The following is a 19,868-nucleotide window of genomic DNA, read 5'->3' on the forward strand; positions in this document are numbered from 1 at the left end:
GCACTGGATAAGAGGTTGGGACGTCAGCCATGAAATCATCACCTTTAGTATGGACGCTTTTGCTGGCGTTGCTATTGCCGGGTATCGCCGCAGCCGAGGTCTACACCTGGACCGACGCCAACGGCAAGACGGTGTTTTCCGATCAGCCGCCGCCCAATGTCAACGCCCGCAGGATGAATGTGCGCGCCCAGCCGTCGGCGGCCGCGTCGGTGCCCAAGGCTGAGAAGAAGGCCGATGGCAGGCCCGCCGCCAACAAGCAGGTGGCGTCCGACAATGCCGGCATCGCCGCCGCCAACGCCAAGGTGAAGGCGCAGAACTGCAGCGCCGCGCAGGCCAATCTGGCCACCTTGCAGCAGAACGGCCGCATCCGCATGCCCGGTTCCAACGGCCTTGCCACCGATGCCCAGCGCAACGAGCTGATCCGTCAGGCGCAGAAGGATGTGCAGACCTGGTGCGGCAAATAGTGGACAAAGCCGTTTTCGACTACCAGAACGTATTGCAGAACCTGCCGTCGCTGCCCGGCGTCTACCGGATGCTGGATGCCGGGGGCAAGGTGCTGTATGTCGGCAAGGCGATAGACCTCAAACGCCGCGTCAGCTCCTATTTCCAGAAGAATGACCTGTCGCCGCGCATCCGGCTGATGGTCAAGCAGATCGCCAATATCGAAACCACGGTCACCCGCTCAGAGGCCGAGGCGCTGATTCTGGAAAACAACCTTATCAAGGCGCTGGCGCCGCGTTACAACATCTTGTTCCGCGACGATAAATCCTATCCCTATCTGATGCTGAGCGGGCACGACTTCCCGCAGATGGCTTATTACCGTGGCGAGCCCCGGAAGCCCAATCAGTATTTCGGCCCCTATCCCAACGGCTACGCGGTGCGCGAGAGCATCCAGATTCTGCAGAAGGTGTTCCGCCTGCGCACCTGCGAGGACGCGGTGTTTGCCAACCGCTCCCGTCCCTGCCTGCTGTACCAGATCAAGCGCTGCTCCGGTCCCTGCGTCGGGCATATCTCCAAACAGGAGTACGCGGCGGATGCCGCCAGCGCGGTGGCTTTCCTGCAGGGCAGGCAAAGCGAGCTGATAGACGAATTGAACCGACGCATGATGGCGGCGGCCGAGGCGATGGAGTTCGAGCAGGCCGCCGAGTTGCGCGACCAGATTCAGGCGCTGACCCGGGTGCAGGAGAAGCAGTTCGTCTCCAGCAACCAGAGCCAGCAGGATTGCGACGTGGTGGCGGCGGCGCTGAAGGATGGTCTGCCTTGCGTCAACCTGGTGATGGTGCGAGGCGGCCGCCACCTGGGCGACAAGAGCCATTTCCCGGTGGGCGGAGAGGCGGATACCGCGCAGGAGATTCTGGAGGCCTTTCTGGCCCAGCATTATCTGACCGCCGGCGTGCCTGCCGCGCTGATCGTCAATGGCCAGTTGAGCGCGGCGTTGCGCGAGTTCCTGCAGCAGCAGGCTGGGCGCAAGCTGGCGATCGCGAGCAATCCGATAGGTGAACGCCGGGTATGGTTGGAAATGGCGGAAAAGAACGCCGAATTGGCCATTTTGCAGAAGCAGGGCAGCAGGGCGACGCAGACGCAGCGGCTGGCCAAGCTGAACGAGGCGCTGGAGTTGGAGGACGCCGGCCGTTTTGAATGTTTCGACATCAGCCACACCATGGGCGAAGCCACGGTGGCCTCCTGTGTGGTATACGACAAGGGGGCGATGCAGCCATCGGAATACCGCCGCTTCAATATCACCACCGCCGCGCCGGGCGACGATTACGCGGCGATGCGCGAAGTCCTGTCACGTCGCTACGGCAAACTGGCGGACGAGGAGGGCAAGCTGCCGGACGCGGTATTCATCGATGGCGGCAAGGGCCAGGTGGGTGTGGCGCTGGAAGTGATGGCGGAACTGGGGCTGACCCTGCCCATCGTCGGCATCGCCAAGGGTGAGGAGCGCAAACCCGGTCTGGAAACGCTGATCCTGCCGTATCTGGAAAAGACGCTACAATTGCGCCAGGATCATCCGGCTCTGCATCTGATCCAGACGGTGCGCGACGAGGCGCACCGCTTCGCCATCACGGGCCACCGCGCGCGGCGCGCCAAGGCGCGCACCGCCTCCACGCTGGAGGATATTCCCGGCATCGGGGCCAAGCGCAGGCAGCAGCTGCTGATGCGCTTTGGCGGACTGCGCGGCGTGGCGGCGGCGAATGTCGACGACCTTTGCCAAGTGGAAGGGATCAGCCGTACGTTGGCGGAAAAGATTTACAATGCGCTGCATTGACTGAACGCGGCAAGCGTCCCTGATTCAGGCTCGGGATGCTTGCCGGCGGTGTTTACGAGCCTGATTGCGACAAGACCAAGACCAATGCCCTTCAATTTGCCGATATTCCTGACTTGGCTCAGGGTCGCCCTGATCCCGATCTGCGTGGCGGTGTTCTTCCTGCCGGACTCCATCTTGCTGCTGGCCAGCCGCAATATCGTGGGGGCCGGCATTTTTGCATTGGCGGCCGCCACCGATTGGCTGGACGGTTATCTGGCGCGCAAGCTGGGGCAGACTTCGGCTTTCGGCGCCTTCCTGGACCCGGTGGCGGACAAGCTGATCGTCGCCGCCGCGCTGATCCTGCTGGTTCAGCTGGGACGCACCGAGGGCTGGATGGCGATGATCATCATCGGCCGCGAGATCACCATCTCGGCCTTGCGTGAATGGATGGCGGGCATGGGCACCCGCAGCAGCGTCGCCGTGGCCTATATCGGCAAGCTGAAAACCGCCGCTCAAATGTTGGCCATTACCCTGCTGCTGTACGATGGCAGGCTGATGTTTGGCGTGGATGCGCGGATGGCGGGAAATTTTTCCATGTATGTCGCGGTGGTTTTGACTTTATGGTCAATGGTTTACTACTTGCGCATGGCGGCGAAAGAGTTTGCCGGTAAAAAAATTGATGTATGAAGTGTTGACAGGTTTGGATAAGTCTCTATAATTCGCAGTCTCTCGCCGCTACTGACGAAGCAGCAGCGAGATGCAGCAGAAAGTGTTGCAAGTTTTAAGCGGTGCGGGAATAGCTCAGTTGGTAGAGCGCAACCTTGCCAAGGTTGAGGTCGCGAGTTCGAGCCTCGTTTCCCGCTCCAAAAAAACTTGTTAATGATGTGCGATGCGGGAATAGCTCAGTTGGTAGAGCGCAACCTTGCCAAGGTTGAGGTCGCGAGTTCGAGCCTCGTTTCCCGCTCCATACCTTTCTTTTGCTGATTGTTTATGCGATGCGGGAATAGCTCAGTTGGTAGAGCGCAACCTTGCCAAGGTTGAGGTCGCGAGTTCGAGCCTCGTTTCCCGCTCCACTTGAAAACAGTCCAGGTTTTACCCATGCGGGAATAGCTCAGTTGGTAGAGCGCAACCTTGCCAAGGTTGAGGTCGCGAGTTCGAGCCTCGTTTCCCGCTCCAAATTTTGTTGACCAATTTATGCTAATTGGTAATAGTTTCAGATGGCGGGGTAGCAAAGTGGTTATGCAGCGGATTGCAAATCCGTCTACGCCGGTTCGATTCCGACCCCCGCCTCCAGATAAAAGCCCGTAAATCCAAGGATTTACGGGCTTTTTGCTATTTTTTTCACCAGCTTGCGATAATTGCAAATCTATACTTTTCCCGCCATTTTTCGCCTCTAATCGCTGGATAAGCCCAACACGGGAATTTCGAGATCTATGCCGGTTGCCATGCCATCCTGGCCGCATGGGCTTAGCCGGCGAGATGGGTTTGTTTTCATTTCAGTGGTTCACTGCTTGGGCCGGTTGGCGTCGTTGCGGGGAGGCGCGACCGGCGTTTGCATACGCTCTTGATCGCTAGCCTCGCCGTGTCGGGCTGCTGAAGCATTTACGCGGCCTCCACTACCAGCAGCAATCGAGGCTGTCCCGGCTCATTTTCGCTTGGCAATAACTGGTAATGGTTGTCCGCTGTCGGGGGCGCCGGTGGCTCCACTGCGCACTCCAGCACATTGCAAATATATAGCAGTACGGTTTTTTTCAATGGCTGCAACTCGTCGGTGAGCTGCAGCAGGATATAAGGCCTGTAGTCGCCGTCGGCCTGCGCGCAGGCCTTCAGGCCGGCCTTGAACAGTTGGCCGGCGATATGGTCGGCCCGCTGTATGGTTTTCTGTTGCGCGTAGATGGCATCCAGCTGGGTGCGGTACTGGTCGGCGGCTTTCTTTACCAGTTCGGCGTAGAGGCTCATCGTCATGTTCCCTGGTTAGTGATGGAGAGGATGTCGCGTAGTCCGCCTGTGGAAGATGGGGCGGCTGGTTTGCAGGGTCTTTAGCTAGGTGTAGCTGTTAAAGCGCGTCCGATGGATTGACCGGTTGGCCAGTTTTATCGACAAGCAGCGGGCGGATGGCTGATCAAATGGACAAACGGCGGCAGCAGCTGCCGGCTTGCATCTTCGGATTGCCGCGGTGGCGGCCTGGTGGCCGCTTCGCGCACACCTCTTTTGCTCTGGCCTCTGGGCGATACCTAGGTGTCACCTTGCTACGAAGCAAGCTGGTATTTGGAGCTGGGTAGTTCTGTGTGCAATCCCGGTTTTTGCATGGCCTCAAGCAAGCTATGGATAATTCTTTACAAAAGCGGCGCTGGTGATTTTTTTTGTTTGATTGTCGATCAAAATGCATGATGGGCATGGCGTGCCGGTGCGATAGGCATGTGCATCTACGGCATGCGGATGGACAAATCAAGGGGTGATCGTGAGGGTATGGCGTTGAGTCGGTTTTCTATGCTCATGGTATTGGCTGGGATGCTTGCGGATTCTCATCAGGTTTCTTTTGTAAGATATGGATTCGATAGAATTTTATTTTACGTTTTGAGATGTTTTCCTAGGTCTATGCGCTATGGAGAAGAGGGAAAGGGTATCTTTTAGAGAGCGGTTCATTTACCTTAACCGGCCGCTGAGGTGGTTGCTTTTTATCTGATTGACATGAGTTGTGGCATTTTGAATTTAACGGATGACTGCTTATCGATAAAACGTCGTTATGTGGCGATAAAGCCAGTGGATCAACTCATTTATCCGGTCTGCCTATATTATTTCCTATTAATAAGGTGATTTTATGTCTAAGGCATTGGTCGGCACCCGGCCTGGACGATGGGGCTGTCGTTGACAGCGTTTTGCTTTGTCGCTAAAGTGCTGCACTTTCCGCTGTTGGCTGGTGCTTTAAAATCAAGCGCTTGTCGTCTGCGGGATATAGCAGTCAGCGGCGGGGGCCTTAACAGGCACTCATTGGCTCGCCGAATCCGCCCTGGCTATACGCAGTTCTTCTGATTTGTCAGAGACTTGCATTATTTAAAATGCATTGTCAGCATGGGCCCCCTGGGCTACAATTGCCCGCTCTGTTGGCCCCGGTGGTGAAATTGGTAGACACAAGGGACTTAAAATCCCTCGGCTTCGGCTGTGCCGGTTCGATTCCGGCCCGGGGCACCATCAATAGGTTGAGGGCGTGGTGTGTTTTCTGTCGGCAAGGCAGATGGCGGCGCCAATCTCGCTGTATTAAAATGACATTCAAGCGACGCCTGTCGTCTAACTGGACAAGTGGCCGGTTGCATCACGCCTCTTGATTGGGCAGCATTCGCTGTCTTTGCATCAATGGATCTAGATAGAAGTTCATGAAGCCAAATACTGAAACAGCACTCGGTGCTGCTCTCAAGTCTGCTGTTCAAAGCTTGTCCAAGAAAAAGCAGACCGAGATGATCGCGGATCACATTTACAGCAAGTTCGACGTGTTTCGCCAGTTCCGACCGCTGGCTCTGGGCATTCACGAGAGTCTGATCGCGGCCTTGTCGCAGTTCGAGCCGGCGCTGATCTCGCGCGTCGTGGCCAACCACTGCCGCAAGCCGCGCTATCTGAAGTCGCTGGCTCGCGGCGGCAAGCGCTTCGACCTCAGCGGCAAGCCGCAAGGCGAAGTCAGCGCCGAGGAGAAGCGCGCGGCGGAGCTGCAGATGCAGCCCAAGACCGTTCCGGCCGCGGATGCCGCAGTCGACGCCGTCGAGGCGCCCATCGAGGCGGTAGCCGCATCGGTGGAAGAGGGCAAGGCCGAATCCTGATCGGTCCGGACCCGGCAAAGCCCTGCATCATTGCAGGGCTTTTTGCATTTCGGCACTTGAAAATGTTCGGCCAGCCACCACTTGTCCGTCATTGCCAACCTCTTTTCATTGCCGACCATGAGTGCACAGAAAGAAACCCTGGGTTTTCAGACCGAAGTCAAACAACTGCTCAAGTTGATGATCCACTCCTTGTATTCCAACAAGGAAATCTTCCTGCGTGAATTGATCTCCAATGCCTCCGACGCCGCCGACAAGCTGCGTTTCGAGGGCCTGGCCAAGCCGGAGCTGTTCGAGAACGACGCGGAACTGAAGATACGCATCGGCTTCGACAAGGACGCCCGCACGATCACCATCGCCGACAACGGCATAGGCATGAGCCGCGACGAGGTGGTGGCCAATATCGGCACCATCGCCAAATCCGGCACCAAGGCTTTCTTCGAACAGCTGTCCGGCGACGAGAAGAAAGACGCCAACCTGATCGGCCAGTTCGGCGTGGGCTTCTACTCCGCCTTCATCGTCGCCGACAAGGTGACGCTGACTTCCCGCCGCGCCGGCGAAGCCGCCGCCACCCGCTGGGAATCGCATGGCGAAGGCGAGTACACGCTGGAGCAGGTGGAGCGGGCGGAGCGCGGCACCGAGATCGTGCTGCATCTGAAGGAAGGCGAAGACGAGCTGCTGAACGACTGGAAGCTGAAAGGCATCGTCCGCAAGTATTCCGACCACATCTCCATCCCTATCGAGATGAAGAAGGGCAATAGCTACGGCGAGAACGGCGAAGTGATCGTCAGCGACGATATGGAAGCCGTCAATTCGGCATCCGCGCTGTGGACGCGCAGCAAGAGCGACATCAGCGACGAGCAGTACCACGAGTTCTACAAGCACGTCGCCCACGATTTCACCGAGCCGCTGGCCTGGAGCCATGCCCGCGTCGAAGGCCGCCAGGAGTACACCGAACTGCTGTACATCCCGTCGCGCGCGCCGTTCGATATGTACGACCGCGAGCGCAAGCAGGGCGTCAAGCTGTACGTGCGCCGGGTCTTCATCATGGAAGACACCGAGAAGCTGATGCCGCACTACCTGCGCTTTGTGCGCGGGGTGATCGACAGCAACGACCTGCCGCTGAACGTGTCGCGCGAAATTCTGCAAGAAAGCAAGGATATCGACGCCATCCGCGCCGGCTGCGTGAAGAAGGTGCTGAGCCTGCTGGAAGACCTGTCCGCCAACCAGCCGGAAAAGTATGCCGCGTTCTGGAAGGAATTTGGCCAAGTGCTTAAGGAAGGCGTAGGTGAAGACCACACCAACAAGGAACGCATCGCCAAGCTGCTGCGCTTCACCTCCACCGCGGCTGAAGGCGCCGAGCCGACCGTAGCGCTGGCCGACTATATCGGCCGGATGAAGGAAGGCCAGGACAAGATCTACTACATCACCGCCGACACCCTGGCCGCCGCCAAGAACAGCCCGCACCTGGAAGTGTTCAAGAAGAAGGGCGTGGAAGTGCTGCTGCTGGTCGACCGTGTCGACGAGTGGGTGACCGGCTCGCTGTTCGAGTTCGACGGCAAGGCGCTGCAATCGGTCGCCAAGGGCGCGCTGGATCTGGGCGCGTTGGAAGACGAAGCCGACAAGGAAGCGCAGAAGCAGGTTGAAGAGGCGTCCAAGCCGGTGGTGGAAAAAGTGCAGAAGGCGCTCGGCGAACAGGTGAAGGAAGTGCGCGCCACCGCCCGCCTGACAGAGAGCCCGGCCTGCCTGGTGGCGGGCGAGCACGACATGAGTGCCCACCTGGAGCGCATGCTGAAGGCCGCCGGCCAGAAGATTGAAGGCAGCAAGCCGACGCTGGAAATCAACCCGGAACATGTGCTGGTGAAAAAGTTGGCCGGCGAAACCGACGAGGCCCGCGCCGCCGACTTGGCCCAGGTGCTGTACGACCAGGCGCTGCTGGCCGAGGGCGGCAAGCTGGAAGACCCGGCCTCCTTCGTCAAGCGCATCAACAAGCTGATGCTGGAGCTGTCAGCCTGACAGCCAGGCGTTTCATGTGTGGAGCAAGCCGCCCTTTCGCAGGGCGGTTTTTTATTGCCATTGTCCTACAGGTAAGACTTCCCGGTACTGATCCAAGGAAGATGAGATAAGCGAGACGAGAGTGCTGCCCGGCGTGTATCCATCCCTGTGCTACGACGATGCGGTGGCGGCGATGGAATGGCTGGAGCGGGCGTTCGGTTTCGAGCGCCGCTTCGCGGTGATCGAGGATGGCCGGGTGCATCATTCGGAACTGAGCCTGGGCAACGCGGTGATCATGGTGTCCAGCCCCCAGCCGGAGCGGCAATGGGGCGGCGCGGGCGGCCTGTCCGGGCTGGCGCAGGCCTTGTTGATTCATGTGGCGGACCCGTACGCGGATTAGGAGCGCGCCAGGGCACAGGGCGCCGAGATCGTGCGAACGCGGGTGGCTGGAGTTTGTGGTGGCCGGCGTCAGCACCAGCAACTCGGTCGAGGCGACGGTGCGGATGGCCGGCAATCTGGGCTTTGCGGTCAGCCTGGTCGAGGATGGCTGCTTCGCCTTCGACAAGATCGACTGGCAGGGAAGGCCGCGCCGCACCGAGGAGGTGCATGCGATGAGCCTGGCCAATCTGCATGGCGAATACTGCCGGGTATGCGCCAGCGCCGATGTATTGGCGGCGCTTGGTAATAATGCCGATCAAGCGCGGTCGCAAGCGACATGATCAGGCGCTAAGATGCGCCATTCTAGCCGATTGTCATGATCATCATGTTGAAACTGACTGTTTCCCACGATTTCGCTGGCGGCGCCGGGCAAGCGCTGGCGCCGCAGGCTTTGATCGACGAGTTGAGATTGCTGTCCGGCCTGAATGTCGCCGAGGAGGCGGAAAAACTGTTGTCGCTGCTGATCAGGTTGGAGGACCGTCCGATGAGCCTGGCCGATCGCCAGGCCGGCTTGCGCATCCTCAATGACGCTTGTTGCGTTTTGCAGCGGCGCGGCGATGCGGCGGGAGGCAGCCACGGCGCCGCCTTGCGCCGGCTGTGGCGGCGTCTGCACGAGGACTGCAAGTTGCTGGCGCGGGCCGGCAGCGGGCAGTCGTTCGGCCTGTTTGGCAACAGCAAGCCGCAGCAGGAGGCGCTGGCGCTGGCCATGTCCAGTGGCTGGCACCTGCTGCGTGTCCACACTCTGAGCTATGCCCCCTTGTTTGCCGGCTTCTGGCTGGATTGCCACCAGCTGTTTGCCGAGGTGAGGGGCCGCGGCTGGGAGCACCGTGCTCCGGGCGGAGACCAGGTGGCGCTGGGCGCCTGGTACCGGCGCTTGCTGCTGTTGGGGATGAGTTCCAGCAATCGTTTGGACCCCTTGCGCCAGCGCCTGCTGCTGGACTGGACCGGTGAGCATGGCCAGGCATTGCGGCTGGAGGCGCTGGCGCGCCGGCCGGACGAGGTTCCCTGTTGGTTGGTGATGGCTGATGCCGACAGTCCCGGGCGGTTTGCCGATTCCCAGGCGGACGCCGGGGGCCTGGGGTGGCTGGCGGATGCCTCTCCCGTGCTGGATCGATTGCGGGAGCGCGCCCGCGGTCGGCAGCGGCAAATGACCGCCGCCGAGTGGCAGATGCTGGCGCGGCTGGAGGTGGAGTGGCGCAGCCCGCCGCAACGCAAGCATCACCGGCTTAATCAACGCAATGGCCAGCGCGTGATGCTGTTGGCGGGTTTCGAATGCTGCTGGCGTCTGGCGCGGGCCGGCTCGCCGCCGGATGACGCCGAACCGGCCCAGCTGCTGCTGGCGAACCTCAGCGCTTCCGGCATGCGTTTGTGCGGCGATTTCGGCCGCCAGGCGGTGCAGGCGGGAGCCATCGTGATGTTCAAGCGGCATGGCTTTGGCTGGCAGTTGGGCCTGGTGCGCTGGATCAGCCTGCCCGGCGGCGCGGAGCCGGCCGAGTGCGGCGTCGAGTTTGTCGGCAAGCGGCCGCTGGCGGTGGAGGCGGCGGCGCAGACCAGCCATCCGGATGGCGTGATGGAAAAGGGCTTGCTGTTGTACGGCGAGCGCCAGTTTCGTCAGCGCGGGGTGTTGGTGCTGGCGGGCAGGCAATACCAGGCGCTGCGGCAGTTCACGCTGCGCGGAGACGACGGCGGATGGCTGGTGCGGGCGCAACGGCTGCTGCAGCAGACCAGTCTGTGCCAGATAATGGATGTCAGGCTGGTCGAGGCGGCGGAGTCGGCGGGATCCGCCGCCTCATCATGACCAGATCCTCCTCCGGTGCGGATGGCATGCCTGGCTGTCCGCGCTGCGGGGATGGCAATGGATGCTGATGATCCTGCCGTTGGCGAGGTCGGCCTGCACGGTGAACGCGATGTCTTCGCTTGCCAGGCCCAGCGGCTTGCGCTGGACGCCCATCAGGCGGAAACGGTAACTGCGCTCGTCTAGGCTGTCATCATCGGCGGCAAGGCGCAGCGGATCCTGGTAGCCCAGCTCTTTCTCTATGATGCGCCGGCTGACTTCTTCGATTTCCCGTTTGCGCCAGAAGTGGCGGTTGTCCGCTCCGGTTTTGCGTGGCGGGCCGGCGGAGGCTTCGGTTGCTGACGGCGCGGAGCCGGCATTGCAGCCGGCAAGCAGGCCCAGCATCAACAGCAGACTGGGCAGGAGAGGCGGTTTGGGTAGCGGCACGCTGGCGTTGTCTGGAGGAAAAGCCTGTTTGTGCGCCGCGGCCGGCAAAAGTTCAACCGCCGCGCCGGCGGCGAACTGGTATCCTTGTCGGCATGAATGCCGCGCCAGATACGCCACGTCCCGATTCCCTCGCCGATTTCCAGCTGACCGCGCCCGAGCTGCCGCCCAGCGTGCCGATTGCCCATGTGTTCGGCCAGCCGGTGCTGGAGGTGCCGCAGGACCTGTTCATTCCGCCCGATGCGCTGCAAGTGATCCTGGAGAGCTTCGAAGGGCCACTTGACCTGTTGCTCTACCTGATCCGCAAGCAGAATCTCGACGTGCTCAACATCCCAATGGCGGCCATCACCGTTCAGTACATGTCCTACATCGACGTGATGCAGCAGGGCCGGCTGGAACTGGCGGCGGAATATTTACTGATGGCGGCGCTGCTGATCGAGATCAAGTCGCGGCTGTTGCTGCCGCGACCGCAATTGGACGAGGACGGCGAGCCGGATGACCCGCGCGCCGAACTGGTGCGCCGTTTGCTGGAGTACGAGCAGATGAAGTTGGCGGCGCTGGAGCTGGACAGGATTCCGCAGGCCGACCGCGATTTCGCCTGGCTGGCGGTGCTGGTGGAGCAGTCGGCCGAGCAGCGGCTGCCCGATGTCAGCGCCGGTGACCTGCGCCAGGCCTGGATGGCCATCCTGTCGCGCGCCAAACATCACCGCCATCACAAGGTGGAAAAGGACGAGCTGTCGGTGCGCGAGCAGATGAGCTGGATTCTGCGTTATCTGGACGGCCGCGAGTATGTGCCGTTTGAGGAGTTGTTCGACATCGCCAAGGGCGTGGCCCATCTGGTGGTCAACTTCATCGCCGTGCTGGAGCTGGTGAAAGAAGGCCTGGTCAAGGTGAGCCAGGACGCGCCTTATCAGCCGATCTATGTGCGGATCGCGCTGGCATGAGCCAGTTCCTGCAATTGGCGCTGGCGCAATGCGGTCCGCCGCGCGATGCCGGACAGCTGCCGGCCGCGCTGGAGCGCCTGTGCGCGCAGGCTGCGCGACAGGGCGCTGAGCTGTTGCTGCTGCCGGAGCTGTGGCCCATAGCCTACGACAGCGCCAGAATGACGGCCGCTCATGCCTGGGACGACAGCCATCCGGTGCTGGCGCAATTGCCGCGGCTGGCGCGCCGCCATGGTCTGGCGTTGGGCTTCACCTATCTGGCCGTTTGCGATGGCCGACTGCGCAACCGCTTGCGGCTGCACGGCGCCGATGGCGGCATAGCCTTTGACTACGACAAGGTCCATATCTGCAACTTCACCGGCGGCACCGAGACGGCGCTGCAGCCGGGCGGGTGTTTTCCCTGCGCCGATCTGCTGCTGCGGGGGCAGACCGTGCGCGTCGGCGCGATGATCTGTTTCGACCGGGAGTTTCCGGAAGCCGCCCGGACGTTGATGAAGCAGGGCGCCGAACTGATCCTGGTGCCGAATGCCTGCCCCATGCTCAGCGACGCGGAGCTGGGCGACGCCAGGCTGCAACAGCTGCGCGGACGGGCGTTGGAAAACCGCTGCGCCATCGCCTTGTGCAACTATCCGGCGCCGCTGCATGACGGTGGCAGCTGTCTGATCGACGCGGCAGGACGCATCCAGGCGCAGGCCGATGAGCGGGAGCAACTGCTGCCGGCGCGGCTGGATTTGACCGGGCTGAGGCGGTGGCGGCGGGAGCAGGACGAGGTGTGGGGCCTGGCTGCGTTGCGGCCGCAGTGCTATTGAGAGTTGCCATCCACTTGGGTTGAAGCTTGCCGGCGCGCGGGATGCGCCTCGCTCCATGCCGATGGTATGGTTTGCTGCTTGGCCGACACAATGGAGCGAGGACGGATGGCAAGTCATCAGATGGAGGTGGAATGGCGGCGCGGCGAGCAGGATTTTCTCGACCGCCGCTACAGCCGGCGCCATGTGTGGCGTTTTGACGGCGGCGCCGAGGTGGCGGGCTCTTCGTCGCCGAATGTGGTGCGCGCGCCGTATTCCGACCCGGCGGCGGTGGACCCGGAGGAGGCGTTCATCGCCTCGCTGTCCAGCTGCCACATGCTGTGGTTTCTCGATCTGGCCGCGCGCCAGGGGCTGGTGGTCGACTACTATCAGGACCTGGCCGAGGGCGAAATGGCCAGGAACGAAGCCGGAAAGTTCTGGATCAGCCGGGTGACGCTGCGGCCGCTGGCGCGGTTTTGCGGCGAACGCGCGCCCAGCCTGGCCGAAATCGAGGCGCTGCACCATGCCGCCCATGAAGAATGCTTCATCGCCCTGTCGGTGAAGTCCGAAGTGCTGTGCCAGCCGCGGCTGGCCTGATAATCATTTTTTTGGAGTGCATCCCATGCGAAAATTTTTGATCTTGCTGTCGCTGCTGCTGTCCACCGCCGCGCTGGCGGCGCCCAAGCCCTACGACGAAAACGCCGACGCCAAGGCCGAGCTGCGGCAGACGCTGCAGGCGGCCAGGCAGAACCATCTGCCGGTGCTGCTGATCCTGGGAGCCAACTGGTGCGAGGATTGCCGCGCGCTGGATACGGCGCTGAAAAGCGGCAAAAGCGCCGAATTGATCTCCCGCGCCTTCAAGGTGGTGAAAGTGGATGTCGGCAATTTCGATCATAACCTGGACATCGACGCCGCCTATGGCCATCCGATAGCCAAGGGCATCCCGGCGGCGGTGGTGCTGTCGCCGGACAACCAGGTGATCTACGCCACTCGCGCCGGAGAATTGGCCGACGCGCGACGGATGAGCGAAACCGGCATCTACGAGTTTTTCGAGCGGGTCAGCCGCGAGACTGCCAAGCAGTAAGACAGTGGCGTTTGACGACTGTTTCCGTCTTAGCGCCCATGTGGTGATCACCGACGCGGCCGGGGCGGTGCTGTTGCTGAAGGCCACGTATGGGTCGCTGGACTGGGGGCTGCCCGGCGGCGCGCTGGAGCCTGGCGAAACCATACACGAGTGCATCGCGCGCGAGTGCCGTGAGGAATTGGGCTGCGATGTGGCCGTCGCGTATCTGAGCGGCGTCTACTACCACCGCGCCTATAACTCCCAGGCCTTCATCTTTCGTTGCAGCCTGCCGGACCACGCCGCATTGCGGCTCAGCGACGAGCATTCGGCGTTCCGCTATTTCGCTCTGGACGAACTGGGCCGCGTGCAGCGGCGGCGGGTGGACGACTGCCTGTCTTTCCAGGGCGTGGTCGCCAGCGCCTGCTTTTGACCGGCTCACGCGCTCCAGTCGACCAAGCCGCTCCACCAGCTGCCCAGCACCAGCAGTCCGAAACCGATGCGGTACCAGGCGAAGGCGATGAAGCTGTGGCTGGCGATGAAGCGCAGCAGCGCGCGGATGGCGAGGAAGGCGAAGACGAAAGAGGCAATGAAGCCGACGGCGAATACGCCGATGTCGTCGGCGCTCAGCGCCGCGCGGTGCTTGTACAGGCTGTAGAGCGAGGCCGCTCCCAGCGTGGGAATGCCGAGGAAGAACGAGAACTCGGTGGCGGCCTTGCGCGACAGTCCGAAGAACAGACCGCCGATGATGGTGGCGCCTGAGCGGCTGGTGCCGGGAATCAGCGCCAGGCACTGGCACAGACCCACTTTCAGCGCGTCCCTCAGGCTCAGTTGATCCACCGTTTCCACCCGCACCGCGTGCTGGCGCTTCTCCGCCCACAGGATGATCAGTCCGCCGACGATGAAGGCTGTCGCCACGCATACTGGGTTGAACAGCGCGGCCTTGATGCTTTCGGAAAACAGCTTGCCGAGGATGGCCGCCGGGATGAAGGCGATGCTGATGCCCAGCAGAAGGTTGCGCTCCTTGCCGGCCCGGCCCGCGCCGGCGAGGGTGGATGCTATCTTGCGGCGGTACTCCCATACCACGGCCAGCATCGCGCCCAACTGGATGAAGATCTCGTAGACGTCGCGTTTTTCCTTGTCGAGGAAGTTCAGCAGATCGCCGGCGAGGATCAGGTGGCCGGTGGAGGAGATGGGCAGGAATTCGGTGATGCCTTCAATCAGCCCCATGATCAGGGAGTGGAATAGCAGGATGGGGTCCATTGCGCGCTCGCGGAGGTGGAAATGGGCGCGATTATAAAATATTTTGACGGTTGACGTCGGATGGCGGCGGAAAACGACTGAAATATTGCGTTGAAAACAAGGCCGTGCCCGGGGGCACGGCAAGGCTGGATCGAGGAGAGGAAAGCCTACAGCCTGAAACGGGTGGTCACGTTTTGCAGATTGCTGGACAGGGTGCTCAGCTGGCTGGAGGTGGTGGCCAGCTCCTGCACGGTGGCATTGTTTTCCTCGGCCATCCGCGATACTTTCTCCATATCCTGCGCCAGACTCAGGCTGGTGCTGCGCTGTTCGGTCAGCGCGCCGGTGATGCTGTGGATGGTGCGCATGATGGTGTCGGCGCTGTTTTCTATTTCGCGCATCGAATTGGAGGCCTGCTCGGCGGTGCCGGATACCCCTTCCACGCAGTTGAGGCTCTGTCCCATGCTGTGCACCACCTTGCCGACGCCTTGCTGGATCGATCCTATCATGGTGGTGATTTCCTGCGCCGAGGTGGTGGTGCGCTCCGCCAGCTTGCGCACTTCGTCCGCCACCACTGCGAAGCCGCGGCCCATCTCGCCAGCGCGGGCGGCCTCGATGGCGGCGTTCAGCGCCAGCAGATTGGTCTGGTCGGCCACGTCGCGGATCACCGTGACGATATTGCCGATCTGCTGCACTTCCTTGGTCAGGCTGTTCATCTGCTTGGAGGTGTCATCGACCGATGTGGTGACGAAGCGGATCTTGCCCACCGATTCCAGCACTTCGGTGCCGCCGCGATTGGCCAGCTGGCCGGCGGTCTGCGCCTGCTCCGAAGCCTCGCTGGAGTTGTCGGCCACCTGGTTGATGCTGACGGTCAATTGCTCGATCGAGGCGGCGGCGGAGGTGGTCGCCTCTGCCTGGGTCTGGGCGCCGTTGGCCACCTGCTGTGCCATGCCGGACAACGCCCGGGCGGAGTCCGATACCTGATGGGCGTTTTCCTGGATGCTCAGCACCACTTCGCGCAGGCCCTGGCGCATTTCCTGGATGTCGCGGGCGATGCCCATCACTTCGTCGCGGGCCGGCGGAATCGGCTCGGAAACGCCTGACAGGTCGCCCTCGCGTATCTGGTGCACGAGCAGGGCGGATTTGCGCAGGGTAGTGGTGATCGTGCCGGAGATCAACAGCGCGACGGCGATGGCCAGCACCAACGAGACCAGCGCGGTGCCCAGCAAGATGATGATGGCCTGCTGGCTGGATTCAAGCGCGGCGACCATCGAGTTTTCCAGCCGCCTCTGCTGCCGTTCGCGCAGCGATTGCAGCGCCGCAATGAACGCATTGTTGGCCGGGGCGAAGCGCTTGTCGAGGAATTCGCTGGCGGCGTCGATCTGGTGGTTGCGCATCAGCGCATACATCGGGTCGAACAGCGGGCGTTGCTGGTTTTGGGCATCGCGGACCTTGGCGAATAGGGCGCGGCCTTCCGGTTGCGCCAGCAGCGGTTCCATTTTGTCCAGATCGGCCTGGTTGCCGGCGCGTATGGCGTCGACATTGCGGATGTGGCGTTCCGCGGTTTGCGGATCGCGGGCGAGCACGCCGTCGCGGACTTCGCGGCTGATGTTGAGCAGATTCAGCGAAATTTGCTGCGCCAGCACGATCTTGGGGTAACGGTCCTCGCGGATCTCGCGGATATTGTCCTGGATGGTATGCAGTTTGTTGTAAGCGACGAAGACGACCCCGCAAAGCAGCAGGATCAGCAGGGCGAAGCCGCCCAGGAGTTTTTGCCTGACGGTAAGCAGGTGCAGCATGCGTATCTCCTGGATGGTATTGCGGGTCTACATATAAATAGTTCTAGTTCATGAAATAGTGGAAATTCATACGCATAAATGCGTACCCAGCCGGATGGACGGCGGGACTGGGCCGGCAGAGCCGGCCCGCCGCCGTTCAGGCCAGCGAGGCCTGCAGGCTGGCGGCGTAATCCGCCACCTGTTGCAGCAGTTGCTGTTGGACTGAGGGCAGATCGGCGGCCTGCAAGGCCGACAACTCGTCCTGGAAGGCCGGGGCGGAGCGCTCCAGCCGGGCGCGGCACCATTGCCGCCAGCGGTTTTGCTCTTCGCCAGACAAGGTTGTCGGGAAATTGCGGGCGCGGTAGCGGAACAGCAGTTCCGCCAGTTGCGGGTCTTCGAACAGGCCCATTTCTCCGGCCAGCTGCAGCGCCGACAGCCGGCGCATTTTCTGCAGCGCTTTCCTGTCGTTGTTGGAGACGAAGCCGCCATACAGGTTTTCATCGACGTCCTGCGGCGCGCCGGCTTCGCGCTGGTAGACGCTGCGCCATAACGACGAGAGCTCGGGCAGCGCGCGCGCCGTTTCGGCATGGCGGGCGACGGCATCCAGATCCAGGCTCCAGTGCGCGGCGCGCTCCGCGCTCAGCACCTTGAGATTAGCCACCACGAACGGCGACTTGTTGATGTGTATGGTCTTGATCGGCAGCCTCTCCACGCCCGCCGGCAGATCTTCGCCGCGGCTGAACATGCGCTGGCGGATGACGTCGGCGCTCAGGCCGCGCAACTGCGCCGGGTTGTGCGTCAGGTCCCAGACGATGACTTCGTTGGCATTGGTCGGGTGGGCCGCCAGCGGCCAGACCATGGCCAGATTGCCGCGCTCCACGCCGTACATGCCGGAGATGTGCAGCACCGGCTTGGGATCGTGCAGCGACAGTTGCACCTTGACCGCGTCTTTCTTGCGCAGGGTCAGATAGTAGTCGAACAGCTTGGGCTGCTTGTCGCGGATCAGGCGGGCCAGCGCGATGGTGGCGCGCACGTCGGACAGCGCGTCGTGGGCCGATTCGTGGGCCAGACCATTGGCCGCCGACAGGTGCTCCAGCTTGAAGCTGGTTCTGCCGTCCTCATGCTTGGGCCAGACGATGCCGTCCGGGCGCAGCGCGTAGGTGGCGCGCACCAGGTCCAGCAGATCCCAGCGGCCGCAATGGTTCTGCCATTCGCGGGCGTAGGGATCGATCAGATTGCGCCAGAACAGGAAGCGGGTGACTTCGTCGTCGAAGCGCAGCGAATTGTAGCCGACGCCTATGGTGCCGGGGGTGGCCAGCTCGCGTTCTATCACGCCGGCGAATTCATGCTCGGCCACGCCGCGTTGCTGGCACAGCTGCGGAGTGATGCCGGTGAGCAGGCAGGCCTGCAGCGTGGGAAGATAGTCGGGCGCCTGCCGGCAGTAGAGCATCACCGGCTCGCCGATCTCGTTGAGTTCGGCGTCGGTGCGGATGCCGGCGAATTGCGAAGGCCTATCCTGGCGCGGCACTGCGCCGAAGGTTTCGTAGTCGTGCCAGAAGAATGTGTGGTTGGACATGGGCTGGGAGGCAAACGTTAGACGCGGCTATTGTCGCATTGGCCCGCCGCTTGGGCCAGCCGGCCGCGGCTTATTCCATCCAGCCGGGCTTACGCATTTCGATCAGGGCGAGTATGCCTTCCCGTCCTTCGTCGCTCATCCGCACCGCCAGGCTGTGCTCTATGCATTGCTGCATCACTTGCGGCGTGATGTTGTGCTGGCCGATCTCGCCTATCAGGTGCTTGGCCGCGCGCATCGCCGCCGGGCTGTTGAGCAGCAGTTGGCCCTGCATGTGCTCTACCGCCGCGTCCAGCTCGTCGTTTTCCACCACCTGGTGGATCAGGCCCAGGCGTTTGGCCTTGCCGGCGTTGAAACGCTCGGCGCTGATGCAGTAGCGCCGGGTGGAGCGCTCGCCGATGGCGCGGATCAGGTAGGGGGCCGCCAGCGCCGGGATCTGGCCGAAGCGGACGTCGGACAAGCTGAATAGCGCTTCCGACACGCTGATGGAGATGTCGCAACAGGCCACCAGCGCCATGCCCAGGCCGAAGGTCGAGCCTTGCACCCTGGCCAGCGTGGGTTTGGGCAGGGTGTCCAGAGTGTGCAGCAGGCGGGCGGTCTGTTGCGCGTAGCGGTTCAGCTCGCTGGCGGAGAACTGCGACAGTCGGCGCAGCCAGTCGGGATCGTGTCCGGCGGAGAAGCTGATGCCGCTGCCGGTCAGTACCACCGCGCGGACATCGTTGTCTTCGGCCAGGGTTTCCAGCGTGGCGGCCAAGAGGCTGATGGTTTCATCGTCCAGCGCGTTGTGCAGGTCGGCGCGGTTCAGCGTGACGGTGGCCACGCCTTGTTTGTTGACGTTCAGCAATACGGCTTGGGTGCTCATGAGACTCCCCCTGGTGGATGCCGCTTCAGCGCGGGCTGAATTGAATGATGCCGCGGGCAAAGGCCTCGACGGCTTCGATGTGCAGTACGTGGCCGGCGCCGGGCAGGATTTCCAACCCGGCGTCCGGGATCAGGCTGTGCAGCAGCCTGGCCTGGTATAGCGGCGTCAGCCGGTCTTCGTCTCCGACCAGGATATGCACCGGTAGTTGCAATTCCGGCAGCCAGGTGCGGGCGTCGTGCTGGCGCACGCCATTGATCAGCCGGACCACCGCATCCCAGTCCACCATGCCGGCCAGCATTTTCAGATCGTCCAGCATCGCGGCGTTGCTGGCCAGGAAACGGCTGGAAAACAGCCAGGGGATGCTCACCTGGTAGCGCAGATCCAGCCCGCCCTGGCTGTTGGCGGCTATCCAGCTGTCGCCGATGTGGCCGTTGACGCTGTCGGCCCAGGCCAGCGTCCCGGCGAGGAACAGCCGGCTGGCGCGGCCGGGATGGCGGTGGACGAAGTGCTGCGCCACCATGCCGCCATAGGACAGGCCCACCAGATAGGCCTGTTCGATCTGCAACTGGTCGAGCAGGCCGCAGGCGAGGTCGGCCTGTTCTGCCAGATGGTACAGCTCCGCCGGCGGATGATCGCTCTGTCCCTGGCCGAGGAAGTCCATCCGCAACAGGCGGAAGTATGGCTCCAGCTGCGGCAGCATCAGCGTCCAGCCCACCGTGGACATGGTGATGCCGTTGAGCAGCAGCAACGTCTGGCCGCCATGACCACTTTCCTCGTAGTAGATCTGGTGCCCGGCTATCTGAGCATACGGCATGGCAAGCTCCTGTTTCTGGCTGCGGTGTCATTCATTCTAGGACCCGCCGGGTGTCGCTGAACAGATGGGGCGGGCAAATAGCGCAATGTAATGTCGCTGACATTTTTC

At 62.2% G+C, this 19,868-nt stretch carries 20 protein-coding genes and 6 tRNA genes; 19 read left to right on the top strand and 7 right to left on the bottom strand.

Features of this window, described 5'->3' with window-relative positions; all coding sequences use genetic code 11:
* The first annotated feature begins 29 nt into the window (after positions 1-29).
* The 8 genes from BI347_RS12310 to BI347_RS12345 all read left to right on the top strand — a co-directional run bounded on the left by BI347_RS12310 (position 30) and on the right by BI347_RS12345 (position 3,541).
* On the top strand, positions 30-464 hold the full coding sequence (locus BI347_RS12310; protein WP_071112829.1) for a DUF4124 domain-containing protein: 435 nt from the start codon (positions 30-32) through the stop codon (positions 462-464).
* Positions 464-2,269, top strand: coding sequence for an excinuclease ABC subunit UvrC (gene uvrC / locus BI347_RS12315; protein WP_071116409.1), 1,806 nt, complete (start codon positions 464-466; stop codon positions 2,267-2,269). The genes BI347_RS12310 and uvrC overlap by 1 nt, the downstream gene beginning before the upstream one ends.
* Positions 2,270-2,353: 84 nt before the next feature.
* Entirely contained in the window at positions 2,354-2,935 is a 582-nt protein-coding gene (gene pgsA / locus BI347_RS12320) for a CDP-diacylglycerol--glycerol-3-phosphate 3-phosphatidyltransferase (protein WP_071112831.1), read from the top strand.
* Positions 2,936-3,038: 103 nt separating this feature from the next.
* Positions 3,039-3,114: transfer RNA gene (locus BI347_RS12325), tRNA-Gly, on the top strand.
* A 25-nt stretch (positions 3,115-3,139) separates the two neighbouring features.
* Positions 3,140-3,215: transfer RNA gene (locus tag BI347_RS12330), tRNA-Gly, on the top strand.
* A 30-nt stretch (positions 3,216-3,245) separates the two neighbouring features.
* Positions 3,246-3,321, top strand: a tRNA-Gly gene (locus tag BI347_RS12335).
* 27 nt (positions 3,322-3,348) lie between these two features.
* A tRNA-Gly gene (locus tag BI347_RS12340) sits at positions 3,349-3,424 on the top strand.
* Between the two features lie 43 nt (positions 3,425-3,467).
* Positions 3,468-3,541, top strand: a tRNA-Cys gene (locus tag BI347_RS12345).
* Between the two features lie 309 nt (positions 3,542-3,850).
* Here BI347_RS12345 and BI347_RS12350 read toward each other — a convergent pair.
* Positions 3,851-4,207: a hypothetical protein gene (locus tag BI347_RS12350; RefSeq protein WP_071112874.1), complete on the bottom strand. Its 357-nt coding sequence runs from the start codon at positions 4,205-4,207 to the stop codon at positions 3,851-3,853.
* A gap of 1,148 nt (positions 4,208-5,355) precedes the next feature.
* Between BI347_RS12350 and BI347_RS12355 the strand changes: the two genes are divergently transcribed.
* The 6 genes from BI347_RS12355 to BI347_RS12380 all read left to right on the top strand — a co-directional run bounded on the left by BI347_RS12355 (position 5,356) and on the right by BI347_RS12380 (position 10,288).
* Positions 5,356-5,440, top strand: a tRNA-Leu gene (locus tag BI347_RS12355).
* 182 nt (positions 5,441-5,622) lie between these two features.
* On the top strand, positions 5,623-6,060 hold the full coding sequence (locus tag BI347_RS12360; protein ID WP_071112875.1) for a ProQ/FINO family protein: 438 nt from the start codon (positions 5,623-5,625) through the stop codon (positions 6,058-6,060).
* Between the two features lie 117 nt (positions 6,061-6,177).
* Positions 6,178-8,073 (top strand): molecular chaperone HtpG, encoded by a 1,896-nt coding sequence (gene htpG, locus BI347_RS12365; protein ID WP_071116410.1) that lies wholly within the window; start codon positions 6,178-6,180, stop codon positions 8,071-8,073.
* A gap of 133 nt (positions 8,074-8,206) precedes the next feature.
* Positions 8,207-8,452 (top strand): VOC family protein, encoded by a 246-nt coding sequence (locus BI347_RS12370; RefSeq protein ID WP_139167214.1) that lies wholly within the window; start codon positions 8,207-8,209, stop codon positions 8,450-8,452.
* A complete protein-coding gene (locus BI347_RS12375; RefSeq protein ID WP_275637798.1) occupies positions 8,427-8,771 on the top strand; it encodes an isochorismatase family protein in 345 nt (114 codons plus the stop codon). Before BI347_RS12370 ends, BI347_RS12375 begins: the two co-directional genes overlap by 26 nt.
* A 44-nt stretch (positions 8,772-8,815) precedes the next feature.
* Positions 8,816-10,288, top strand: coding sequence for a hypothetical protein (locus tag BI347_RS12380; RefSeq protein ID WP_158020778.1), 1,473 nt, complete (start codon positions 8,816-8,818; stop codon positions 10,286-10,288).
* On the opposite strand, the gene BI347_RS12385 is transcribed toward BI347_RS12380, so the two are convergent.
* The gene (locus BI347_RS12385) at positions 10,283-10,711 is read right to left on the bottom strand and encodes a hypothetical protein (protein ID WP_139167215.1); all 429 of its coding nucleotides are present in this window, start codon (positions 10,709-10,711) and stop codon (positions 10,283-10,285) included. The two genes, BI347_RS12380 and BI347_RS12385, sit on opposite strands and share 6 nt — an antisense overlap.
* Before the next feature lie 92 nt (positions 10,712-10,803).
* On the opposite strand from BI347_RS12385, the gene BI347_RS12390 reads away from it, so the two are divergent.
* The 5 genes from BI347_RS12390 to BI347_RS12410 all read left to right on the top strand — a co-directional run bounded on the left by BI347_RS12390 (position 10,804) and on the right by BI347_RS12410 (position 13,927).
* The gene (locus tag BI347_RS12390) at positions 10,804-11,652 is read left to right on the top strand and encodes a segregation and condensation protein A (protein WP_083338848.1); all 849 of its coding nucleotides are present in this window, start codon (positions 10,804-10,806) and stop codon (positions 11,650-11,652) included.
* Complete coding sequence (locus tag BI347_RS12395; protein ID WP_071112879.1) at positions 11,649-12,458, top strand: carbon-nitrogen hydrolase family protein; 810 nt, start codon at positions 11,649-11,651, stop codon at positions 12,456-12,458. The genes BI347_RS12390 and BI347_RS12395 overlap by 4 nt, the downstream gene beginning before the upstream one ends.
* A 105-nt stretch (positions 12,459-12,563) precedes the next feature.
* Positions 12,564-13,031 carry an OsmC family protein gene (locus BI347_RS12400; RefSeq protein WP_071115975.1) on the top strand — a complete coding sequence of 156 codons (468 nt, stop codon included), beginning with the start codon at positions 12,564-12,566 and terminating at the stop codon, positions 13,029-13,031.
* A 25-nt stretch (positions 13,032-13,056) separates the two neighbouring features.
* Positions 13,057-13,518: a thioredoxin family protein gene (locus tag BI347_RS12405; RefSeq protein ID WP_071115976.1), complete on the top strand. Its 462-nt coding sequence runs from the start codon at positions 13,057-13,059 to the stop codon at positions 13,516-13,518.
* A 4-nt stretch (positions 13,519-13,522) separates the two neighbouring features.
* Positions 13,523-13,927, top strand: coding sequence for an NUDIX domain-containing protein (locus BI347_RS12410; protein WP_071115977.1), 405 nt, complete (start codon positions 13,523-13,525; stop codon positions 13,925-13,927).
* A 5-nt stretch (positions 13,928-13,932) separates the two neighbouring features.
* On the opposite strand, the gene BI347_RS12415 is transcribed toward BI347_RS12410, so the two are convergent.
* The 5 genes from BI347_RS12415 to BI347_RS12435 form a co-directional block, all read right to left on the bottom strand.
* Positions 13,933-14,757, bottom strand: a complete 825-nt coding sequence (locus BI347_RS12415) for an undecaprenyl-diphosphate phosphatase (protein ID WP_071115978.1) — start codon at positions 14,755-14,757, stop codon at positions 13,933-13,935.
* A gap of 146 nt (positions 14,758-14,903) precedes the next feature.
* The gene (locus tag BI347_RS12420; protein ID WP_071115979.1) at positions 14,904-16,532 is read right to left on the bottom strand and encodes a methyl-accepting chemotaxis protein; all 1,629 of its coding nucleotides are present in this window, start codon (positions 16,530-16,532) and stop codon (positions 14,904-14,906) included.
* Positions 16,533-16,668: 136 nt separating this feature from the next.
* Entirely contained in the window at positions 16,669-18,087 is a 1,419-nt protein-coding gene (gene sbcB / locus BI347_RS12425; protein ID WP_071112885.1) for an exodeoxyribonuclease I, read from the bottom strand.
* Positions 18,088-18,157: 70 nt separating this feature from the next.
* Entirely contained in the window at positions 18,158-18,946 is a 789-nt protein-coding gene (locus BI347_RS12430; protein ID WP_071112886.1) for an enoyl-CoA hydratase-related protein, read from the bottom strand.
* 25 nt (positions 18,947-18,971) lie between these two features.
* Entirely contained in the window at positions 18,972-19,760 is a 789-nt protein-coding gene (locus BI347_RS12435) for an alpha/beta fold hydrolase (protein WP_071112887.1), read from the bottom strand.
* Between the last annotated feature and the right edge of the window lie 108 nt (positions 19,761-19,868).

Origin of the sequence: Chromobacterium sphagni (assembly GCF_001855575.1) — a bacterium.
Lineage (GTDB): Bacteria > Pseudomonadota > Gammaproteobacteria > Burkholderiales > Chromobacteriaceae > Chromobacterium > Chromobacterium sphagni.

Excerpts from the sequence above, each read along its gene's own strand:
- BI347_RS12310 (WP_071112829.1), top strand. The coding sequence starts at position 30 with ATGAAATCATCACCTTTAGTATGGACGCTTTTGCTGGCGTTGCTATTG.
- pgsA (WP_071112831.1), top strand. The coding sequence starts at position 2,354 with ATGCCCTTCAATTTGCCGATATTCCTGACTTGGCTCAGGGTCGCCCTG.
- BI347_RS12350 (WP_071112874.1), bottom strand. The coding sequence starts at position 4,207 with ATGAGCCTCTACGCCGAACTGGTAAAGAAAGCCGCCGACCAGTACCGC.
- BI347_RS12360 (WP_071112875.1), top strand. The coding sequence starts at position 5,623 with ATGAAGCCAAATACTGAAACAGCACTCGGTGCTGCTCTCAAGTCTGCT.
- htpG (WP_071116410.1), top strand. The coding sequence starts at position 6,178 with ATGAGTGCACAGAAAGAAACCCTGGGTTTTCAGACCGAAGTCAAACAA.
- BI347_RS12375 (WP_275637798.1), top strand. The coding sequence starts at position 8,427 with ATGTGGCGGACCCGTACGCGGATTAGGAGCGCGCCAGGGCACAGGGCG.
- BI347_RS12380 (WP_158020778.1), top strand. The coding sequence starts at position 8,816 with ATGTTGAAACTGACTGTTTCCCACGATTTCGCTGGCGGCGCCGGGCAA.
- BI347_RS12390 (WP_083338848.1), top strand. The coding sequence starts at position 10,804 with ATGAATGCCGCGCCAGATACGCCACGTCCCGATTCCCTCGCCGATTTC.
- BI347_RS12395 (WP_071112879.1), top strand. The coding sequence starts at position 11,649 with ATGAGCCAGTTCCTGCAATTGGCGCTGGCGCAATGCGGTCCGCCGCGC.
- BI347_RS12400 (WP_071115975.1), top strand. The coding sequence starts at position 12,564 with ATGGCAAGTCATCAGATGGAGGTGGAATGGCGGCGCGGCGAGCAGGAT.
- BI347_RS12405 (WP_071115976.1), top strand. The coding sequence starts at position 13,057 with ATGCGAAAATTTTTGATCTTGCTGTCGCTGCTGCTGTCCACCGCCGCG.
- BI347_RS12415 (WP_071115978.1), bottom strand. The coding sequence starts at position 14,757 with ATGGACCCCATCCTGCTATTCCACTCCCTGATCATGGGGCTGATTGAA.
- BI347_RS12420 (WP_071115979.1), bottom strand. The coding sequence starts at position 16,532 with ATGCTGCACCTGCTTACCGTCAGGCAAAAACTCCTGGGCGGCTTCGCC.
- sbcB (WP_071112885.1), bottom strand. The coding sequence starts at position 18,087 with ATGTCCAACCACACATTCTTCTGGCACGACTACGAAACCTTCGGCGCA.
- BI347_RS12430 (WP_071112886.1), bottom strand. The coding sequence starts at position 18,946 with ATGAGCACCCAAGCCGTATTGCTGAACGTCAACAAACAAGGCGTGGCC.
- BI347_RS12435 (WP_071112887.1), bottom strand. The coding sequence starts at position 19,760 with ATGCCGTATGCTCAGATAGCCGGGCACCAGATCTACTACGAGGAAAGT.